Source organism: Phyllobacterium sp. NPDC097923 (assembly GCF_044760925.1).
Classification (GTDB): Bacteria; Pseudomonadota; Alphaproteobacteria; order Rhizobiales; family Rhizobiaceae; genus Phyllobacterium; species Phyllobacterium calauticae.
Genome location: NZ_JBIWBL010000002.1, coordinates 455,303 through 474,757, shown reverse-complemented (window position 1 = coordinate 474,757; position 19,455 = coordinate 455,303). Strand labels below are relative to the sequence as shown.

General features: G+C 59.9%; 18 protein-coding genes. 8 read left to right on the top strand and 10 right to left on the bottom strand.

Going from position 1 to position 19,455, the window contains the following annotated elements; all coding sequences use genetic code 11:
* Window position 1 precedes the first annotated feature (1 nt).
* The 3 genes from thiP to ACIQWS_RS14655 all read left to right on the top strand — a co-directional run bounded on the left by thiP (window position 2) and on the right by ACIQWS_RS14655 (window position 4,051).
* Window positions 2-1,636 (top strand): thiamine/thiamine pyrophosphate ABC transporter permease, encoded by a 1,635-nt coding sequence (gene thiP, locus ACIQWS_RS14665; protein WP_403180450.1) that lies wholly within the window; start codon window positions 2-4, stop codon window positions 1,634-1,636.
* On the top strand, window positions 1,629-2,381 hold the full coding sequence (thiQ, locus tag ACIQWS_RS14660) for a thiamine ABC transporter ATP-binding protein (RefSeq protein ID WP_403180447.1): 753 nt from the start codon (window positions 1,629-1,631) through the stop codon (window positions 2,379-2,381). The genes thiP and thiQ overlap by 8 nt, the downstream gene beginning before the upstream one ends.
* Before the next feature lie 242 nt (window positions 2,382-2,623).
* Complete coding sequence (locus tag ACIQWS_RS14655) at window positions 2,624-4,051, top strand: M48 family metalloprotease (RefSeq protein WP_346307849.1); 1,428 nt, start codon at window positions 2,624-2,626, stop codon at window positions 4,049-4,051.
* A 50-nt stretch (window positions 4,052-4,101) separates the two neighbouring features.
* Here ACIQWS_RS14655 and ACIQWS_RS14650 read toward each other — a convergent pair whose 3' ends face one another.
* The 6 genes from ACIQWS_RS14650 to ACIQWS_RS14625 form a co-directional block, all read right to left on the bottom strand.
* Entirely contained in the window at window positions 4,102-4,710 is a 609-nt protein-coding gene (locus ACIQWS_RS14650; protein ID WP_223613722.1) for a CarD family transcriptional regulator, read from the bottom strand.
* A gap of 352 nt (window positions 4,711-5,062) precedes the next feature.
* The gene (gene fdxA, locus ACIQWS_RS14645) at window positions 5,063-5,401 is read right to left on the bottom strand and encodes a ferredoxin FdxA (protein ID WP_105734377.1); all 339 of its coding nucleotides are present in this window, start codon (window positions 5,399-5,401) and stop codon (window positions 5,063-5,065) included.
* A 327-nt stretch (window positions 5,402-5,728) separates the two neighbouring features.
* A complete protein-coding gene (locus tag ACIQWS_RS14640) occupies window positions 5,729-6,133 on the bottom strand; it encodes an RNA-binding S4 domain-containing protein (protein ID WP_223613723.1) in 405 nt (134 codons plus the stop codon).
* A 14-nt stretch (window positions 6,134-6,147) separates the two neighbouring features.
* Complete coding sequence (locus ACIQWS_RS14635; RefSeq protein ID WP_346307842.1) at window positions 6,148-9,204, bottom strand: helicase-related protein; 3,057 nt, start codon at window positions 9,202-9,204, stop codon at window positions 6,148-6,150.
* A 682-nt stretch (window positions 9,205-9,886) separates the two neighbouring features.
* Entirely contained in the window at window positions 9,887-10,612 is a 726-nt protein-coding gene (gene phbB / locus ACIQWS_RS14630) for an acetoacetyl-CoA reductase (RefSeq protein WP_105734374.1), read from the bottom strand.
* A gap of 130 nt (window positions 10,613-10,742) precedes the next feature.
* Window positions 10,743-11,927, bottom strand: a complete 1,185-nt coding sequence (locus ACIQWS_RS14625; RefSeq protein ID WP_403180438.1) for an acetyl-CoA C-acetyltransferase — start codon at window positions 11,925-11,927, stop codon at window positions 10,743-10,745.
* 273 nt (window positions 11,928-12,200) lie between these two features.
* Between ACIQWS_RS14625 and phaR the strand changes: the two genes are divergently transcribed.
* Window positions 12,201-12,812, top strand: a complete 612-nt coding sequence (gene phaR / locus ACIQWS_RS14620) for a polyhydroxyalkanoate synthesis repressor PhaR (protein WP_105734372.1) — start codon at window positions 12,201-12,203, stop codon at window positions 12,810-12,812.
* A 90-nt stretch (window positions 12,813-12,902) separates the two neighbouring features.
* Window positions 12,903-13,340 (top strand): heme-binding protein, encoded by a 438-nt coding sequence (locus ACIQWS_RS14615; RefSeq protein WP_223613726.1) that lies wholly within the window; start codon window positions 12,903-12,905, stop codon window positions 13,338-13,340.
* 63 nt (window positions 13,341-13,403) lie between these two features.
* Here the strand turns inward: ACIQWS_RS14615 and ACIQWS_RS14610 are convergent, their stop codons facing one another.
* The 3 genes from ACIQWS_RS14610 to mtgA form a co-directional block, all read right to left on the bottom strand.
* Window positions 13,404-13,808 carry a hypothetical protein gene (locus ACIQWS_RS14610; protein WP_105734368.1) on the bottom strand — a complete coding sequence of 135 codons (405 nt, stop codon included), beginning with the start codon at window positions 13,806-13,808 and terminating at the stop codon, window positions 13,404-13,406.
* Window positions 13,809-13,892: 84 nt separating this feature from the next.
* Window positions 13,893-14,075, bottom strand: a complete 183-nt coding sequence (gene rpmF / locus ACIQWS_RS14605) for a 50S ribosomal protein L32 (protein ID WP_008121851.1) — start codon at window positions 14,073-14,075, stop codon at window positions 13,893-13,895.
* Window positions 14,076-14,253: 178 nt separating this feature from the next.
* Entirely contained in the window at window positions 14,254-14,991 is a 738-nt protein-coding gene (mtgA, locus tag ACIQWS_RS14600) for a monofunctional biosynthetic peptidoglycan transglycosylase (RefSeq protein WP_403181022.1), read from the bottom strand.
* 170 nt (window positions 14,992-15,161) lie between these two features.
* Between mtgA and ACIQWS_RS14595 the strand changes: the two genes are divergently transcribed.
* Window positions 15,162-16,079, top strand: coding sequence for a polyprenyl synthetase family protein (locus ACIQWS_RS14595; RefSeq protein WP_346307156.1), 918 nt, complete (start codon window positions 15,162-15,164; stop codon window positions 16,077-16,079).
* 2 nt (window positions 16,080-16,081) lie between these two features.
* On the opposite strand, the gene ispG is transcribed toward ACIQWS_RS14595, so the two are convergent.
* Window positions 16,082-17,338, bottom strand: a complete 1,257-nt coding sequence (gene ispG / locus ACIQWS_RS14590) for a flavodoxin-dependent (E)-4-hydroxy-3-methylbut-2-enyl-diphosphate synthase (RefSeq protein WP_403180426.1) — start codon at window positions 17,336-17,338, stop codon at window positions 16,082-16,084.
* Window positions 17,339-17,554: 216 nt separating this feature from the next.
* On the opposite strand from ispG, the gene ACIQWS_RS14585 reads away from it, so the two are divergent.
* Together ACIQWS_RS14585 and ACIQWS_RS14580 are read left to right on the top strand one after the other, a co-directional pair.
* Window positions 17,555-18,334: a 3-hydroxybutyrate dehydrogenase gene (locus ACIQWS_RS14585; protein ID WP_223613730.1), complete on the top strand. Its 780-nt coding sequence runs from the start codon at window positions 17,555-17,557 to the stop codon at window positions 18,332-18,334.
* A complete protein-coding gene (locus ACIQWS_RS14580) occupies window positions 18,334-19,455 on the top strand; it encodes a patatin-like phospholipase family protein (RefSeq protein ID WP_223613731.1) in 1,122 nt (373 codons plus the stop codon). Before ACIQWS_RS14585 ends, ACIQWS_RS14580 begins: the two co-directional genes overlap by 1 nt.

The window sequence follows — 19,455 nt, the reverse complement described above, 5'->3', positions numbered from 1 at the left end:
TGTGATTGCCATCCGCAGTTTCAGACCTTGGGCGGGGGCATACGCCCTCGCCTTTCTGGCGGCACTTGCGGGTGGCGCACTTCTCAGTCTCGCATCCGAAGCGCTGCGCGGCGGCGTGGAAGGTTTTGCCGCATTCGACAGCTATCTGTGGCGGGTGGCGCGGTTCACGCTGGTGCAGGCGCTCCTGTCCATGCTGCTTGCGGTTGCCTTTGCCATTCCACTCGCGCGCGCCTTGCATGAACATCCCGCCTTTCCCGGCCGCGCGCTGATTCTGCGCCTGTTTGCCCTGCCTCTGGCCTTACCCGCGCTTGTCGCGGTGCTCGGCATCACCAGCATCTATGGCCGCAACGGCCTGCTGGCCTTTGCTTTCAGCAGCCTCGGCATAGACACCATACCCAATATTTACGGGCTTCCCGGCATCCTTCTCGCCCACGTCTTTTTCAACCTGCCGCTGGCGACGCGGCTGGTGCTTGCAAGCCTTGATTCCATTCCGTCGGATTACTGGAAACTCGCCGCGCAGCTCGGCATGGGCGGCTGGGCACGCTTCCGCCTGATCGAATGGCCGGTCATCCGCCGCAATCTGTCCGGTATTGCCGGGCTGATCTTCATGCTCTGCATCACCTCGTTCACGATTGTGCTGACCCTGGGCGGCGGACCGCGTGCCACCACGCTGGAAGTGGCGATCTACCAGTCCCTGCATTTCGATTTCGATATTGCCCGCGCGGTCTCGCTCACACTGCTGCAACTGGGCCTGACCATCGCCGTGCTGCTGCTGCTCGGCCTGACGGGCAAACCGGCGGATGAAGGCTTCAGTCTCCAGACGACCACGCGGCGCTTCGAGCGGCCGGGCCGTGCAGCGCAATGCGTCAATACAGCGATCATTCTCCTCGGACTGCTCTTTGTCGGCCTGCCCATGGGCGGAACCGTTGTCTCCGGGCTTGGCACCGACCTGGCGCGCCTGATGAGCGAATCCATCGTCTGGCGCGCCATTGCCACAAGCATCGTGCTTGGCGCGGCTGCAGCCCTGCTCTCCCTCGCGCTGTCGCTGTCGCTTGTCATCGCCCGGGAGTATCAACAGAGCCGACGGCGAACGGTTTCGCCGGGTCTGTTCGAACGGTCACTGGATCTGGGGGCGAGCCTGATCATGGTGGTGCCGCCCATTGTCATCGGCGCCGGCTGGTTCATCCTCTCGCGCCACGCCATCAACCCGTTCAGCCTTGCACCCGTCATGGTCATCGGCGTCAATGCCGCCATGGCCGTGCCCTTTGCCTTCCGCATCCTGCGCCCGGCCTGGGATACGGCTGCAAGCCGCCACAACCGGCTTTGCCTCCAGCTCGGCATCACCGGCTGGGATCGGCTGCGCCTGATCGACTGGCCGGCTTTGCGCCTGCCCATGGGTGTTGCCTTCGCGTTCGCCATGGCCCTGTCGCTGGGCGATCTTGGAACCATCGCGCTGTTCGGCAATGATTCCATCCAGACCCTGCCTTTCCTGCTCTTGCAGCGCATGGGAAGTTATCGCACACAGGATGCAGCGGGACTGGCGCTGATCCTTGGGGTCCTGTGTCTGCTCTTGATGTTCGCAGCAGACCGCGGTGCGGCCAGCCTCGCCCGACAGGACAATGCAAGAGATGGCTGAACAAACGGAAAAGATCACAACCGGCGGCGCCGCGATCCGGCTGGATGCTGTGCGCTTCGATTACGGCGACATGGCCATGCGTTTCGACCTTGCCATCGCACCGTCGTCCATTGCCGCCATCATCGGGCCGAGCGGCGCGGGCAAATCCACGGTTCTCAATCTCATTGCCGGTTTTGAGGCACCGCTCTCCGGCCGCGTGCTGATCGGCGATGCCGATGTCACGCATGTCGAACCATCCCGGCGCCCGGTTTCCATGGTGTTTCAGGACAACAATCTTTTTGCCCATCTCGATGTTGCCGCCAATGTCGGTCTTGGCCGCAGGCCGGGCCTGCACCTCGACGCGGCGGATCAGCAGGCGGTCCACGACGCCATCGCCAAGGTCGGGCTTGCGGGCAAGGAGACGCGCAAACCGGCGGCACTGTCGGGCGGGGAACGCCAACGCGTTGCCATCGCCCGGGCGCTGGTGCGCAACCGGCCTGTACTGTTGCTCGATGAAGCCTTTGCTTCACTTGGTCCAGCATTGCGCCATGAAATGCTTGATCTGGTCGGACAACTGCAAAAAGATACTGGAATGACTGTGGTGATGGTCACCCACCATCCAGACGATGCTTTGCGTTTACCATCAACGCTGTTCTTTCTCGAAAATGGCCATGTGGCAGCATCGGGGCCCGCGGGCGAATTGCTCTCGGCCAAAGGCCCCTCCCTGTTGCGAAAATATCTCGGCTCGCAAGAGTTATCACTTTGACATATTTTGTACTCAATGGGTCTCATAAGAAATCAATGTAATTCTTGCCCCAGCCTGCTCAACGGGCTAGCTAGAAAGTAAGCACACCGATTCCGCAGGCAAAAGACGAGTGAGAACTTGGCTTTAGCGTTTGCACTGGCGCCGCACGACATGAGGACATGATTCTGGGTTCGCACATTCTCCCCATCGGCAATCGACGGTTCCATCCGGCAGTACGAAGCACGACCGTGGTTTCGACGACGCTGCTGCTCGCCTTTCTGTCGGGCTGCCAGGTGCTCAACGTCACCAAGGAAGATGCGCTCGGCCCGTCATCAAGCCCTGTCATCGTCGACAATGTCTCGAAGAATGACCGGCTGGCCAAACTGAGCGCCGAACAGCATCCCCGCATCCTGGCCACCTATGGCGGCGAGTACAAGGACGCGAGGCTCGAACGCATGGTTGCCAAGGTCGTCGGCAATCTGACCACCGTATCGGACAATCCGACCCATACCTATCGCATCACCATCCTCAATTCGCCCAACATCAATGCCTTCGCACTGCCGGGCGGCTATCTCTATGTGACCCGCGGCCTGCTTGCGCTGGCCAATGACAGCGCGGAGCTTGCCGCCGTCATTGCCCATGAAATGGGCCATGTCATCGCCAATCACGGCATCGAACGCCAGCAGCGCGAAGCGGAAGCCGTCATCGCCGGCCGCGTTGTGTCGGAAGTGCTGCAGGACGACCAGGCGGGCCGCGAGGCGCTCATTCGCGGCAAGCTGCGCATGGCGCAGTTCTCGCGCAATCAGGAATTGCAGGCGGATGCCATCGGCATCAAGATGATCGGCGAAGCCGGGTATGATCCGTTTGCGGCTGCGCGCTTCCTGCAGTCAATGGCCGCCTATGCGGACTTCCGCAACGTCTCCGGCGCCACCGATGCCAGCCTCGACTTCCTGGCGAGCCATCCTTCCGCGCCGCAGCGCATCGAGCTGGCGCGCGGCCATGCCCGCAAGATCGGTGCACCCGGTGTCGGCACGACGGACCGCGATTCCTTCCTGCAAGGGATCGATGGGCTGCTCTATGGCGACACGCCGGAAGAAGGCTATGTCCGCGGCCGCACCTTCGTGCACCCGCTGCTCGGTGTCAGCTTCACCGTGCCGGATGGTTTTGTCATCGACAATTCCGCAGCCGCCGTCATGGCAACCGGACCCGGCGAAGTCGCGATCCGCTTTGACGGAACCCAGGTTTCCGGCAAGACATCGATGGTCGACTACATGCGCAGCGGCTGGGTTACCGGCCTGGACAATGCCAGCGTCAAGGCGACGACATTCAACGGCATGCCCGCCGCCACGGCAAAAGCCAAGGCGGACCGCTGGGAATTCGATATTTTCGTCGTGAATTCGGGCGACCGCATCTATCGCTTCCTGACGGCAGCGCCCACGGGCAGCACGGCACTGATGCCGGCAGCGCAAACGGTGACGCAGAGCTTCCATTTGCTGACGGCGCAGGAAAAGGCCAACATCAAGCCGCTGCGGATCCGCGTCGTGACGGTCAAGGCGGGCGATACGCTCGCCAGTCTCTCCAGCCAGATCATGGGCACGGACCGCAAGCTGGATCTCTTCCGGCTGATCAACGCCCTGCCGCCCGGCGGCACGGTTTCCGTCGGCGACAAGGTGAAGATCATCAGCGAATAACAAAAAGCCCGGTAAAACCGGGCTTTTTGTTGAAAGGGATGAACCCGCTGTTACGCGGCTTCTTCCTGTTCGTCTTCAACGGAAATGTCCGCATCAGCTTCGGTTTCTTCAGTCTTCGCGCCGCGCTTGGGACCTTTGGCGAGATTGACTTCGATCAGACGGACGGCTTCGGTTTCCGACATCTTATTGACGGCGGAAATTTCACGGGCCATGCGGTCGAGTGCTGCTTCATAGAGCTGGCGTTCGGAATAGGACTGTTCCGGCTGATTGTCGGCACGGAAAAGATCGCGGACAACTTCCGAAATGGAAATCAGATCGCCCGAGTTGATCTTGGCATCATATTCCTGCGCCCGGCGGGACCACATGGTGCGCTTGATACGGGCCCGTCCCTGAACTACCTTCAGCGCACGGTCGACGTAATCTGTTTCTGAGAGTTTGCGCATACCAATGGCGGTTGCCTTTGCAACCGGTACCTTCAAGCGCATCTTGTCCTTCTGAAAGTCAATCACGAAAAGTTCGAGCTTGTGGCCCGCAACTTCCTGTTCTTCGATATTGACGATCTGGCCTACGCCGTGAGCCGGATATACAATAAACTCACCCGTCTTGAATCCGATACGCTGGGCGGTCTTTTTCTGCGGAACTGCTGTCATGCGCTTCATTACTCCCTGCTGCGCCCGGCAAAACGCACCGGTTAAACCAATCACTGGAAACCGGAACCCGGTTTGTCGGCCGCCAATATTTTCACGCAAAGCAATCCGGACCAAACAGCAGGACGGGTCACAATCAAAGAACCTCAACCTGAACTGTTAAGTCCGGAAAAAATCTAGCCGATTGGTGATTTATGCTTTAGCGCCACGAAATTGACGTCCAATGATCAACATATCGCAGCACCATAACACGAAAAGTGATCAGAATCAACTTTTTGCTGCACAAGCGCAAACTAAACGCATTGCAAGACTTGATTTTCAGGGCAAATCAGTCTTGCGGGCAACTGCGGCACCCCGAATAAGTTTAGTCGCCTTCGCCCGGTTCCGGGGAGAAGTATTTCTCGAGTTTACCGGTGACGCCGTCCATTTCCTTGGCATCGCTGGGCGCATCTTTCTTCGCCGAAATATTCGGCCATTTTTCCGCATATTCCGAATTCAGCTGCAACCAGCTGTCGAGGCCCGGCTCGGTGTCCGGCTTGATGGCCTCCGCAGGGCATTCCGGTTCACACACGCCGCAATCGATGCACTCATCCGGGTGGATGACGAGCATGTTCTCACCTTCGTAAAAACAATCGACCGGACAGACCTCAACGCAATCCATATATTTGCAGCGGATGCAATTGTCGGTCACAACATATGTCATTTACTGGCTCCTGAAGACACCATAGTCAGCGTGTCAGCGGTTGAGGTAACGATTTGGCACCGGCCTGACAAGAGGGGAAAACGGACTGCGGCACCAGAACGCGGCCCGAAAAATCTCGACGTGCAAAAGGATTGTCTTCATCACATCAGGACCGAGCTATTGTCCAAGTCCGCAGCGTGCCATTCATCGCATCGCGATGACCTGCCGACAAGCAACCATTGTCCTCTAATATAGGTGTTGCGGAAATAATATTTTAGTCCCGCCGACGAATTTGGAGATAATTTCGATGTTTCGGCGTTTTGCCCGGCAAACCACAACGCGGATGCGTCAATCATCCGAGCCGTTGTCCCGGCCCTTCATCAGCCGGTCGACGTCCCGCCGTTCGCGCTTGGTGGGACGGCCGCTGCCCGCATCGCGTCTGGGCAGCATGTCGAAGCGGCTCATGGCATCCTTCGGCGGTGGCGGCGGCGAAATGTCCTCATACAGTGTCCGCGCTTCCTCGGCGGGTCCGCGCCGGGTGCCGCCGGACAGAACTTTGTAAATGAGAATGCGCCGGTCCAGCGTGATCGTCAGCACATCACCGGGTTTGACCCCGTGTGATGGCTGGTCGATCTTGTCCTTATTGACCCGGACGTTGCCGCCCGATGCCAGCTTTGCAGCGAGGGAACGGGATTTGACCACTCGCGCGAAAAACAGCCACTTGTCGATGCGCTGCCTGTCGGTTCCCGTCATTTAGGGTCAAACCCTCACTTCTTCATCTGCTCCTTCAACGCCAGCAACTTGGCGAAGGGGGAGTCCATGTCGATCTTGACCGGGCGTTCTTCCCGCTCCGGACGCTTGCCGTGGTTCTGCGGCTTGCCGGAGGGCTTGCCGCCTTCCTGCCGGGAGCGGTCGCCTCCGCCGGGCTTGCCGCCCTTGCCGCGGAAATCCTTGCGCTCACCGCGCTCGCCCTGCGGACCGGCATTGCGGTTCGGACGGCTTTGACGCTCCTCGCCCTGGCTGTTGCCATTGCGGGCCTGCGGTTCACGCTGATTCTCGCGTCCGCCCTGTGGACGGCGGTTGTTGTTGCGGCCTTCGAAGCGGGGAGCCTGGCGCCAGAGCAGCACCGGCTTGGGTGCTTCTTCCGCCGCTGGAGCAGTTGCGGTTTCAGCAGCAGCCGCAGGCGCTTCTTCGGCAACCGCAACGGCTGCCACAGCCTCGACAACCGGTTTGACGATCGGATCACCAACCGGTTCGGCCGCCGGCACCGATTTGGTACCTTCCGGCGCAGCGGCAGCCGTTTCCTGCAGGGCAGGTGCCTGAGCAACCGCATCGAGTTCGGCAACCTTGGCCGACACAACGGCTGCATCGGTTGCTTCCGAGCGGTAGCCGAGATTCTTCAGGATTTCTTCCATATCGTCGGCTGTTGCGCCGAGAATGGACATCATGGCCGGGGTGACGACGAAACGCGTGCCGTCATAGGCACCGTCGGGCCGTGTTCCGCTTCCCGGCTTCCATGCCAGTGCCGGACGGATGAGATCGGCCAGACGCTCGAGAATATCGATGCGCACGGCACGGCGTCCGAGCAGCCGGTAGCCCGCGAGGCGATAGAAGGCCGGATCGAAGGCCGGATCGGTAACAACCGACGTGCGGCCTGCGGAAAGAACCTGCACCACATCGCCATAGCCGGGACGATCCTTGGCATCTTCCTTGAGCGCCCATAGCAGCGTCAGCAGACCTGCAGGCGCTGGTTTGAGCAATGCAGGCAGGAAGACATGGTAGGCGCCGAAGCGCACGCCCAGACGACGCAGGGCCGCGCGCGAATCCTGATCGAGGCCGCGGACATCTTCAGCCACATCGCGGCGCTGCAGCACGCCAAAGTTTTCGACGAGCTGGAACGCCAGTCCCCGCGTGATCCCGACCAGCGCATCCGCGTTGGCAAGATCAACCAGCGGCTTGAGCACCGTATCCACATGATGGGCGAGGAAGCGGTCAACCCGCGCAGCGACCTTGTCGCGTGCCGGTCCCGTCAGCTGCTCGTCGGCCAGCAACACCGCTCGGGGCTTCAATGGCTGCTCACCCGAGACGACCGAGGCGACCGGAGCGCCAATCCAGCGCAGCGTCCCGTCCGATCCCAGGGCAAAGTCGCCGTTCGCGGAAGCGGCAAAGCGCTCGGCGCGATTGTCGAACTCTGTCGCCAAGGCTTTTTGTGCAGCGGCCTTCACGGCTTTTGCATCGGTTCCATCGATCTGGCTGTCCGTGGTGAAACGGAATCCATCCAAACGTCCAACATGGTGCCCTTCGACAACAACGTCCCCGGCAGGGCTAATTTCGGCTTCTAGCATTGTATTCTCTCTCAGGCGCCTCATAAGCACGCTTGTCCTGCGGTCTACGAAGCGTTTCGTCAACCGTTCATGCAGTGCATCTGATAATCTGTCCTCAATTTCACGCGTCTTTTCTTGCCAATGTGCCTGATCTGCCAGCCATCCCGGCCGATGCGACACAAAAGTCCAAGTTCTGATCTGGGCAATCCGCCGTGACAAAGCATCGATATCGCCGTCGGTCGTATCAGCCCGGTGCACCTGTTCGCCCATGTATGTTTCGTTAACATGACCATGTTCGACGAGATCTGTATAGATCGATGCAATAATATCCGCATGCTGCGCCGGCGCAATTTTGCGGTAGTCCGGCAACGCACAGGCATCCCACAGGAGGGCCACCCGTTCCGGCGTGTTGGCCAGCGGCGCGATATCCGGGTCTTTCGACAGATATTCAAGCGCCTGCTGATCCACCGCAGGCAGCGCGCGGGTCAATCCCTCTACCGGTGCGGGCGTGTCGATCGACCGTCTCAACGCATCAAGGCTGGAGAAATCAAACCGGGCGGTGCGCCATTGCAAAATCTTGACGGAATCGAAGGCATGAGATTCCACGCGCTGCACCAGTTCTTCTGAAAAACCGGAGACCTGACCTGTCACGCCAAACGTGCCATCGCGCAGGTGCCGCCCGGCGCGCCCGGCGATCTGGCCGATTTCGCCCGGCGACAGATCGCGGAATTGATAGCCGTCAAACTTGCGATCCTGCGCAAAAGCCACGTGATCGACATCGAGGTTGAGCCCCATGCCGATGGCATCGGTGGCGACCAGATAATCCACATCGCCCGACTGGTAGAGATCCACCTGAGCATTGCGGGTGCGCGGGCTCAAGGCCCCCATGACCACGGCGGCACCGCCATTCTGGCGGCGGATCAGTTCGGCGATGGAATAGACCTCGTCCGCAGCAAAGGCCACGATGGCGGTGCGCGGCGGCAGGCGCGTGATCTTCTTCGAGCCGGCATAGGTCAGATTGGACAGGCGCGGACGCGTGACGACGGAGATGCCGCGCAGCAGCTTTTCCAGTATGCCGCGCATGGTGGCCGCACCGAGCAGCAAGGTTTCCTGACGGCCCCGCAGATGCAGGATGCGGTCAGTAAAGATGTGGCCACGCTCCAGATCGTTGGCAAGCTGGACCTCGTCGATGGCAACGAAATCCATATCCGTCTGGCGCGGCATCGCCTCGACGGTACACACCGCATAGCGCGCGCCGGGCGGCATGATCTTTTCCTCACCGGTGATCAGCGCGACATTGGCAAGCCCTACCCGTTCGGCAACACGGTTGTAGACTTCACGCGCCAGCAGGCGCAGCGGCAGGCCAATCATGCCCGTCTGGTGCGCCAGCATCCGCTCAATAGCGAGGTGAGTCTTCCCCGTGTTCGTCGGCCCCAGAACGGCGGTGACGTCACGACCGCTCAGGATCAAGGGAAGTTCGGGAGTAGGCATAAGGTTCATCAAAAATATCCAACACCGGCACGACGGCCTCACCAGAACCAGCAAGGCATGCCGGGCATGCACTATCCGATAGCATTATCGGCATCAGACAGAAAGTATGCGGCGACCTCAAGATAAACAATTGCGAACCGATTCACGGAGTGTTCCATTAAGAAACAGAACGCGAGCAGAACGAATCAGCGACGAATCAGCTATAGGATCAGATTCCTGCTTTGTTCACGGCCACATCTAGCTTTCCCGGGTTCGAGTCGCACAAGATGCTGAATCAGCGGGAACAGGATTTCAACGAATCGGTCCACCGCCGTTAACCTTTGGCTTTTCCGCGCAAAAGCGGGCAGTCCGCCGTCAACGATTTTTTTCTCTGTTAAGAAAATCGCAATATTTCCTTATAGTTAGTTAAGGAATCCAAGGCTCGGGGGCGCCGTTTCATTAACACTCCGATCAAAGGAAGAACGAATCAGCGACGAATCAGCGCTTTGTCCACTTTCCTGTTTTGTTCACGGCTACATCTTGTGCTGAAGGCGCGGGAGTCGCACCAATCCCCGAACGCATGGGCAGGAAATAGGACAAGATTCAGGAAACGCCGTTAACCTTTGGCCGCGAATATCGGGAAGCGCCGCCGCACAAAACGAAAACGCCGCCGGCTGTTTCCAGCCCGCGGCGTCTTTTGATTTGCTTCGGATCAGCTGAAATACTGCCCGCCATTGGCTGTCAGCGTCGAGCCGGTGATGAAGCCGGCATCGTCAGAAGCGAGGAACACCACGCAGCGCGCGATTTCTTCCGGTTCGCCCAGACGTCCGACCGGGATTTGCGGAATGATGCGCTCGTTGAGCACCTTCTCGTCGATGGCCCGCACCATTTCCGTGCCGATATAACCGGGACAGATGGCATTGACCGTAATGCCGGCGCGCGCGCCCTCCTGCGCCAGCGCCTTGGTAAAGCCGATATCCCCGGCCTTGGCCGCGGAATAATTGGCTTGCCCGGCCTGGCCCTTTTGTCCGTTGATCGAGGAAATATTGATCACGCGGCCGAATTTGCGGTCACGCATCCCCGTCCATACCGGATGGGTCATGTTGAACAGGCCGGTCAGATTGGTGTTGATCACTTCGCCCCATTGGCCTGGGGTCATCTTGTGAAACATGGCGTCACGGGTGATGCCCGCATTGTTGACCAGCACGGCGACGGGACCATGATCGGCCTCGATCCTGGCAATACCGGCAGCGCACTCTTCATAGTTGGAAACATCCCACTTGTAGGTGGCAATACCGGTCTTTTCCGTGAATTTCTTCGCCGCGTCGTCATTGCCCGCGTAATTTGCCGCGACCTTGTACCCTGCCGCTTTCAGGGCCACGGATATGGCTGCGCCGATACCACGTGTTCCGCCCGTAACGATTGCCGTTTTGGTCATATTTCCCCTCCCTAATTCATGTTGGATCAAAGTTAGTGTTGTTGAAAAAGAGACGTGGCAGCAGCCTGGAAATTTAGTGCTGCCGGAACACGGGTTCGACAAACGCCGAACCCGTGCTCATTCTTGCAGATCAGTCCTTGACGCGCTCAACGCACAGGGCAATGCCCATGCCGCCGCCAATGCACAGCGTGGCAAGGCCCTTTGTGCCGTTGCGGCGCTTCAATTCATAAAGCAGCGTGTTGAGCACCCGGGCACCGGATGCGCCGATGGGATGACCGATGGCGATGGCACCGCCATTGACATTGACGATGTCGGGATTGAGCCCGAGATCCTTGTTGACGGAAAGCGCCTGCGCCGCGAAGGCTTCGTTGGCTTCGACCAGATCAAGGTCCTCCACCTTCCATCCGGCCCGCTCCAGCGCCTTGCGTGACGCGGGGATTGGACCCGTGCCCATGATGGCAGGGTCGACACCGGCCGTTGCCCAGGAAACGATGCGGGCCAGCGGCTTGACGTTGCGGCGCTTGGCCTCGTCCTCGCTCATGAGCACCACGGCAGCCGCACCATCATTGAGGCCGGAGGCATTGCCTGCGGTAACGGTGCCTTCCTTGTCGAAAGCAGGCTTCAGCTTGGCTAGGGAGTCGAGTGTCGCGCCGTGACGGATATACTCGTCATCCGCAACGATCACGTCGCCCTTGCGGGTCTTGACCGTGAACGGCACGATTTCATCCTTGAACTTGCCCGCCTTCTGCGCGGCTTCCGCCTTGTTCTGGGAGCCAAGGGCGAACTTGTCCTGGTCTTCGCGGGTGAACTGCCACTTGCGGGCGATGTTCTCGGCCGTATTGCCCATGTGGTAGCCATGGAAAGCGTCGGTCAGGCCATCCTTGATCATCGTATCGATCATCTTGAAATCGCCCATCTTCACGCCGCCGCGCAGATGCGCGCAATGCGGCGCCATCGACATGGATTCCTGTCCGCCCGCCACGATGATATCGGCATCACCGGTTGCGATCTGCTGCATGCCGAGGGCCACGGCGCGCAGACCGGAGCCGCAAAGCTGGTTGAGCCCCCAGGCTGTCGCCTCCTGCGGAATGCCTGCCTCCATGGCGGCCTGGCGGGCCGGGTTCTGCCCTTCGCCGGCGCTGAGCACCTGGCCCATGATCACTTCATCGACATCGGCACCATCGACACCGGCGCGGCTCAGCACTTCCTTGATCACCGCAGCGCCGAGTTCGTGGGCCGGGACGTTGGCAAAAGCACCGTTGAACGACCCCACGGGGGTTCGCGCTGCACTGGCGATAACGATGGATTGGGTCATAGACGTCTCCTTATCATTGAGATGCTGAATTCATTCAGCTTGGCTTCCCGAACAGAATTCCCTCCCTGCGGCAGTTTGACAAGGGGCATTCGCCGCGAAGCCAAATTTATCGCCTGCAAGGCAGAGAAAGGCGAGAATGATCTGCGCGATGGATGCGGCGCACAAATCACTTTGATTTGTGCCGCTTTCCCCCTATCCTCGTGGATATATCAGTAAGCGGGCACGCAAATTCAGACCATTTGAGTCTGATGACATGAGTTGGGGAGTTCTCTGATGGCAGCAAAAACCGGCGACGTCGTCATTAAAAAATATGCCAACCGGCGCCTCTACAATACCGGCACAAGCACCTATGTGACGCTGGAAGATCTCGCCGAGATGGTGAAGCGCAATGAGGATTTCACCGTTCAGGACGCCAAGACCGGAGAAGACATCACCCATTCCGTCCTGACCCAGATCATCTTCGAGCTGGAAAACAAGGATGGGCAGAACATGCTGCCGATTCCGTTCCTGCGCCAGCTCATCGCCTATTACGGCGACCAGATGCAGGTGGTGCTGCCAACATTCCTCGAACAGTCCATGAGTGCCTTTGCCAAGGAACAGGAGCGCATGCGCGAGCAGCTTTCGGCCGCCTTCGGCAAATCGCCGATCGACATGATGAACATCAGTGCGCCGGTCAAGCTCGTCGAGGAGCAGGTTCGCCGCAACACCGAAATGCTGCAGCACGCCATGCGCATGTTCACGCCATTCCCGCTGAACAAGACGGCCGGAGCGGCCGAGGCCGACGAAACACCCGCCGCCGAAACCGCCAAGAAGGATACCGGGCTGGACGAACTGAAAGAGCAGATCGCCGCCATGCAGCGCAAGCTGGACTCCCTCGACAAATAATCCAGGCCACATCCGTTTTTGACTGAATATCCGGCTCGCGCGGCGGATCGGCTTTTGCATTCCATGACCATACGAACCCAAGAGGACACCATGGCCCAACTCTCACTTTCCAAAGCCAACACCATCATCAAGGCAGCGCTTGCCAAGGGCACCGAGGCCGGCATGCGTCCGCTCTCGGTGGCCGTGCTCGATGCCGGCGGCCACCTCAAGGCCTTCCAGAAACAGGACGGCGCTTCCCTGCTGCGCTTCGAGATCGCCTTCGGCAAGGCGTTCGGCGGCCTGACCATCGGCACCGGCTCGCGCACCGTTGAAAAATTCGCCAAGGAACGCCCGCACTTCGTCGAAGGGCTGGTGGCGGCGTCGGGCGGGCGCGTCATCCCGGTGGCAGGCGGCGTTCTCATCAAGAATGCCAAGGGGGAGCTTCTCGGCGCGGTCGGCATCACCGGCGACACTTCCGACAATGACGAGATTGCAGCGATCGCCGGTATTCAGGCGGCCGGTTTCATCGCCGACGGCGGCCAGAGCTGATCATCGGCCCAGCAACATCAAACCCCGGCAGATGGCCTCCTCTGCCGGGGGTTTTGCATGATGTCAGCGGAAGTTGACGTCGCGCCCGGCAGAGCGCAGCGAAACGGTGAATCCCGCCAGAATATCGAAAAAAGCCATCGCCATCAGAATGAAGAACAGCGAATGCGAGGCGCTGGGAACCAGCAGGAATTCCACCAGAAATGCCACGAACACGAAGGTCGAAAGGAGATGGTCAACCACCGAGGCATTGCTCGTGCGCGTTGACTTCATGATCTCGAAGAACAGCAACGCCAGCGACAGCACGATCATCAGGTCGCCCAGTGTCATCCGCCATACGCCGCCCGACAGCATCTGCATGGAATAGAGCTGCGTTGCCCACGGATCGGCGCCGCCGATACCCGTCAATCCGGCAACCACCAGATTGAACACGACAAGCGGCACGATCATCAATGGAATATTGGAAATCACGGCATCTGTCTCCCATCAGCATGTCATAAACAAAAAAAGACCGGCACAAGGCCGGTCCTCTTTATCACGAAATCCAGGAAGGGATCAGCCTTCTTTCGGCGTCAGAACCTGACGGCCGCGATACATGCCGGTCTTCAGATCGACATGGTGCGGACGGCGCAGTTCGCCTGAATTCTTGTCTTCGACGTAAGTCGGGGCCTTCAACGCGTCGGCGGAACGGCGCATGCCGCGCTTCGACGGAGAAGTTTTTCTTTTAGGTACAGCCATTGTTCCTGCTCCAGTAATCAGTCAAAATCCGGCGCTGGCCCGATCGAGCCTGTCACAATGGACAAAATTCCGGAAAGTTCGGCTGGGGCTATACACGGCTTGAGAGCTTTTGACCAGCATGAGTCGCATATTTTTTGTCGCAAATGCCGATATGCCGGGATTTGCGCCGATAGAGGGTCTATTTGACACAACCAATATACGCACCGGCGCCCCGCGCACGCCGTTCATTGAGCCTTGCCAGCGTTTGCAACCCCTGCCCCGGCCGCGCCGGATTGCGCGCGATCGGGTTGGGCAGGGTCACCGCGAGAAAGGCTGCCTGCCGCGGTGTCAGCCTTGCCGCACTCACCTTGAAATGATGCTGCGCCGCCGCCTCGATGCCGTAGATGCCCGGGCCCCACTCGGCAATATTCAGGTAGATTTCCATCACCCGCCGTTTGGTCAGGATCAGATCGGTCATCATCGCCAGCGGCATTTCCAGGCCCTTGCGGATGAAAGACCGGCTGTTCCACAGGAACAGGTTCTTGGCGGTCTGCATCGTGATCGTCGACGCACCGCGCGTCTGCTCGCCATCCATCGCATCGGACACAACCAGGTTCATCGCATCCCAGTCGACGCCGGAATGAAAGCAGAACCGCGCATCCTCTGACATCATGACGGAATGCACCAGCACCGGGGAAATCTCGTCCAGTGACACCCAGCGCCGGTCATAACCGGAAAAAGTCACGAGGTCCTTCACCATCAAGGTGGAAACGGGATGCACGAACGGCAGCCGGTACAGGCTGAGCAGGATGATGGGGATCATCATCAGGAGGATGCCCGTCAGAATCAGGTAGCGCACGATGCGCCCCAAAGGCGAGCCGCCCGGACTGACCAGATAGCCTCCGCCTCTTTTGTTTCTGACCAGAACCCGTGTCACACCCGCCGCCTGCGTTGAAAGCCCATCATGGACATAGAGCAACCATCCGCCAAAGGGAACCATTTCCATGCCATTCCGGCCATGTTCACAATGACAACAAGGCAAAAATGCAAAAGCAGCGCATCTAATCATTGACCGGGCGCCGATTTTTCGTTCATTGCCAGATCATGATGACAGATCAAGACACTTCCCTGTTTCAGATGACATTGCTGCATCGCGCCGCCTCGGTGGAAACGTTGCTGACGGGCCTGCTCTCGGATCAGCCGCAAGACGGTGAGATCAGCCGTCCGCCCCGCCTCATGGCAGCCATGCGGCACGGCGTTCTCAATGGCGGCAAGCGTCTACGCCCCTTCCTCGTCCTGGAAAGCGCCGCTCTCTTCGGTGCCGACACCCCCGCGGCTTTGCGGGTAGCGGCGGCGCTGGAATGCATCCACAGCTATTCGCTCGTGCATGACGATCTTCCGGCCATGGACAATGACGATATGCGCCGCGGCCAGCCGACGGTGCATCGCAAGTTCGACGAGGCGGCCGCCATCCTTGCGGGGGACAGCCTCCTGACCTACGCGTTCGAACTGATTGCTGCCGAGGCGACGGAACTTGATCCTAGCGCCAAGGTTGCACTGGTGACGGCACTGGCACGCGCTGCCGGTATCGGCGGCATGACCGGCGGCCAGGCGCTCGATCTGGAAGCGGAAAAGGTCAAGCCTGACGAGGCCGGCATCATCCGCCTGCAGGCCATGAAAACCGGCGCGCTGATCCGTTTCGCCTGCGAGGCCGGTGCCATGATCGGCAATGCCAATTCCCGGGATCGCGAACGGCTGGCGGAATATGGCTCGGCCATTGGTCTTGCCTTTCAGCTGGCCGACGATCTGCTCGACGTTACCGCCGATGCTGCCCATATGGGCAAAGCCACCGGCAAGGATGCGGCGGCGGGCAAGGCCACGCTGGTTTCACTGCACGGGATCGACTGGACCAAGCGCCAGTTGAGCGGGCTGGTGGCACAGGCCGAGGAATTGCTTGCGCCCTTCGGCGAAAAGGCTGCCCTGCTCAAGCAGGCCGCACGGTTCATCGCCGAGCGGCAGAGCTAGAATCATTCGGCCGCGTGCGAGCCTGCACCCTGGCCGAAGCGGTTTTCGATATAATCGGCAACCATCTTCTGGAATTCCTTGGCAATGCCCGCACCGCGCAGGGTCGCCACTTTCTTGCCGTCGACAAAGACCGGAGCCGTCGGCGTTTCGCCGGTTCCCGGCAGTGAAATGCCGATATCCGCCATCTTGGATTCGCCCGGCCCGTTGACGATGCAGCCCATCACCGCGACATTGAGCGCTTCGACACCGGGATATTTCTCGCGCCAGACCGGCATGTTGTCGCGAATATCGCTCTGGATCGATTGCGCCAATTCCTGAAACACGGTGGATGTGGTCCGCCCGCAACCGGGACAGGCCGCGACAATCGGAATGAACTGGCGAAAGCCCATGGTCTGCAGCAATTCCTGCGCCACCTGCACTTCCCGTGTCCGGTCACCGTTCGGTTCCGGTGTCAGCGATATGCGGATCGTATCCCCGATACCCTGCTGCAGGAGGATGCCGAGCGCTGCCGAGGAAGCGACAATGCCCTTGGAGCCCATGCCGGCTTCGGTAAGGCCGAGATGCAGCGCATGATCGCAGCGCCGCGCCAGCTCCGCATAAACCGCGATCAGGTCCTGCACCTGGCTGACCTTGGCCGAAAGGATAATCTTGGAGCGCGGCAGGCCGATTTCTTCGGCCAGCTGCGCGGAAATCAGCGCCGACTGGACAATGGCTTCCCGGGTGACCTGTTCCGCCGTCAGGGGCGCGCCCGCCGCATGGTTCTGGTCCATCAGTGCCGTCAGCAGTTCCTGATCGAGCGAGCCCCAGTTGACGCCGATGCGCACCGGCTTGTCATAGCGGATCGCCATTTCGATGATGGCGCCGAACTGCGCATCCTTTTTGTCCTTGAAGCCGACATTGCCCGGATTGATGCGGTATTTCGCCAGCGCTTCGGCGCAGGCCGGATGGTCCGCCAGCAGTTTGTGACCGATATAATGGAAATCGCCAACCAGCGGCACGTTCAGGCCAAGCCGGTCCAGCCTTTCGCGGATTTTCGGCACGGCGGCAGCGGATTCATCCCGGTCAACGGTGATACGGACGATCTGCGATCCCGCGCGGGAAAGCGCTGCCACCTGTGCAACGGTGCCGTCCACATCGGCTGTATCCGTATTGGTCATCGACTGCACGACGACGGGTGCGCCTCCGCCAACCATGACCCCGCCCACATCGACGCCAACGGAGGCGCGGCGGGCAAAGGGCTGCGAATAATAGTCAGACATTGTCAAACTCCAGATATTCCCTTCACGTGGCGCAGGGAACGCCTTGTGTCAACACCATGTGACATGAACGCGGCAAATTCAAAGCAAATGCTCTTCGCGATCACGCCACAGTGAACCGTATGACAAAGTGTTCACGTTCCAAAGCTGGTAATCTTGCTGCAATGCAATATATTCCAGACGCCTTCAACACGGTTGTTAAACCAAAGGAAGTTTCTCATGGCCAAGAAGACCGCAGTCGTCACAGGTTCCAACTCCGGCATCGGACTGGGTTCCGCCCACGCCCTCGCAGCGGCGGGTTACAATGTGGTGATCAATTCCTTCACGGACCGCCCGGAAGACCACGATCTTGCCAAGGAGATCGCCGCACAGCATTCCACCGGCGTCGCCTATATCAAGGCCGACATGTCCAAGGGTGACGAATGCCGTGCCCTGATCGACCAGGCAGCCGCCGCATTCGGCAGCGTCGATGTGCTGGTCAACAATGCCGGCATCCAGTTTGTCGCGCCGGTCGACGAATTCCCGACGGAAAAATGGGATGCGATCATCGCCATCAACCTGACCTCGGCGTTCCACACCACCGCTGCGGCGCTTCCCTATATGAAGAAGGCCGGATGGGGCCGCATCATCAATATCGCCTCGGCCCATGGCCTGCGCGCATCGCCGTTCAAGTCGGCCTATGTGGCGGCCAAGCACGGCATTCTCGGGCTGACCAAAACCGTAGCGCTTGAGGTGGCGGAAAAACACATCACCAGCAACGCCATCTGCCCCGGTTATGTGCTGACACCGCTCGTCGAGGCTCAGATCCCCGACCAGATGAAAGCGCACAACATGGACCGCGAAACCGTCATCCGCGAAGTCATGCTGGACAGGCAGGCGACCAAGGAATTCGCCACGGTCGACCAGATCGGCGCAACGGTGGTGTTTCTCGCCAGCGATGCGGCGGCGCAGATCACCGGTACATCCATCTCCGTCGATGGCGGCTGGACGGCGCAGTGATGAACCACAAACCCAAAGTCATCAACATCGCGCTGCAGGGCGGCGGCTCGCACGGCGCCTTCACCTGGGGTGTTCTCGACCGCATTCTGGAAGATGGCCGGTTGACCATCGAGGGCATATCCGGCACCAGCGCCGGTGCCATGAATGCTGTCGCGCTGGCTGATGGCTGGAGCCGCAACGGACCCGATGGCGCCCGCGAAAAGCTCTATGAGTTCTGGCGGGCGGTGGGCCGCACCGGGCAGTTCAGCCCGGTTCAGCGCACGCCGTGGGACCGCTTTTTCGGCAACTGGTCCGTCGAGAACGGCGTCGGGTACAATCTGTTCGAGCAGTTCTCGCGCATGTTTTCCCCCTACGAGTTCAACCCGTTCAACCTCAACCCCCTGCGGGATGTGGTCGAGCGTGAGATTGATTTCGACCGGGTGAAAGCCTGCTCGGCGCTCAAGCTGTTCATCTCGGCGACCAATGTGGAAAGCGGCCGCCTGCGGGTCTTTTCCCAGTCGGAGCTCAATGCCGATGTGGTGATGGCATCCGCGTGCCTGCCCTATATTTTCCAGGCCGTGGAGATTGAAGGTGAACCCTATTGGGATGGCGGCTATGGCGGCAACCCGGCGCTCTATCCCTTCTTCTATTCGACCAAGAGCGAAGATCTGCTGCTTATCCAGATCAACCCGATCGAACGGCGCGGCGCGCCGAAGACCGCCCGCGAAATCACCGACCGTATCGACGAGATCACCTTCAATGCGGCGCTGCTGCGTGAGTTCCGTTCGATTGCCTTCGTCAATTCGCTGATCGATGCAGGCCGGATCGAACACGGCGAATACAAGCATATCCGCATGCACCGTATCGATGCCGATGTGGCGTTGGCCGGCCTTGCGGCCTCATCGAAAATCAACGCGGAATGGGCCTTCCTCGAATATCTGCGCGACCTCGGCCAGGCCGCAGCCGATGACTGGCTGGAAGAGCATTTCGATGCGGTGGGCGAACACGCGACACTCGATCTCTCCGGTGAACTTTCTCCCGAAATGAATGTCGGATTGAAAGCCCACAAGGCCGGACGGAGGGTGACCGACTTTCTGCTGCAGCGCAAGAAACCGGCGGTTGCGGCAAGCCGCCGGGCATAG

Excerpts from the sequence above, each read along its gene's own strand:
- thiQ (WP_403180447.1), top strand. The coding sequence starts at position 1,629 with ATGGCTGAACAAACGGAAAAGATCACAACCGGCGGCGCCGCGATCCGG.
- ACIQWS_RS14650 (WP_223613722.1), bottom strand. The coding sequence starts at position 4,710 with ATGAAGCGCATGACAGCAGTTCCGCAGAAAAAGACCGCCCAGCGTATC.
- fdxA (WP_105734377.1), bottom strand. The coding sequence starts at position 5,401 with ATGACATATGTTGTGACCGACAATTGCATCCGCTGCAAATATATGGAT.
- ACIQWS_RS14640 (WP_223613723.1), bottom strand. The coding sequence starts at position 6,133 with ATGACGGGAACCGACAGGCAGCGCATCGACAAGTGGCTGTTTTTCGCG.
- ACIQWS_RS14635 (WP_346307842.1), bottom strand. The coding sequence starts at position 9,204 with ATGAACCTTATGCCTACTCCCGAACTTCCCTTGATCCTGAGCGGTCGT.
- phbB (WP_105734374.1), bottom strand. The coding sequence starts at position 10,612 with ATGACCAAAACGGCAATCGTTACGGGCGGAACACGTGGTATCGGCGCA.
- ACIQWS_RS14625 (WP_403180438.1), bottom strand. The coding sequence starts at position 11,927 with ATGACCCAATCCATCGTTATCGCCAGTGCAGCGCGAACCCCCGTGGGG.
- phaR (WP_105734372.1), top strand. The coding sequence starts at position 12,201 with ATGGCAGCAAAAACCGGCGACGTCGTCATTAAAAAATATGCCAACCGG.
- ACIQWS_RS14615 (WP_223613726.1), top strand. The coding sequence starts at position 12,903 with ATGGCCCAACTCTCACTTTCCAAAGCCAACACCATCATCAAGGCAGCG.
- rpmF (WP_008121851.1), bottom strand. The coding sequence starts at position 14,075 with ATGGCTGTACCTAAAAGAAAAACTTCTCCGTCGAAGCGCGGCATGCGC.
- ACIQWS_RS14595 (WP_346307156.1), top strand. The coding sequence starts at position 15,162 with ATGACAGATCAAGACACTTCCCTGTTTCAGATGACATTGCTGCATCGC.
- ispG (WP_403180426.1), bottom strand. The coding sequence starts at position 17,338 with ATGTCTGACTATTATTCGCAGCCCTTTGCCCGCCGCGCCTCCGTTGGC.
- ACIQWS_RS14585 (WP_223613730.1), top strand. The coding sequence starts at position 17,555 with ATGGCCAAGAAGACCGCAGTCGTCACAGGTTCCAACTCCGGCATCGGA.
- ACIQWS_RS14580 (WP_223613731.1), top strand. The coding sequence starts at position 18,334 with ATGAACCACAAACCCAAAGTCATCAACATCGCGCTGCAGGGCGGCGGC.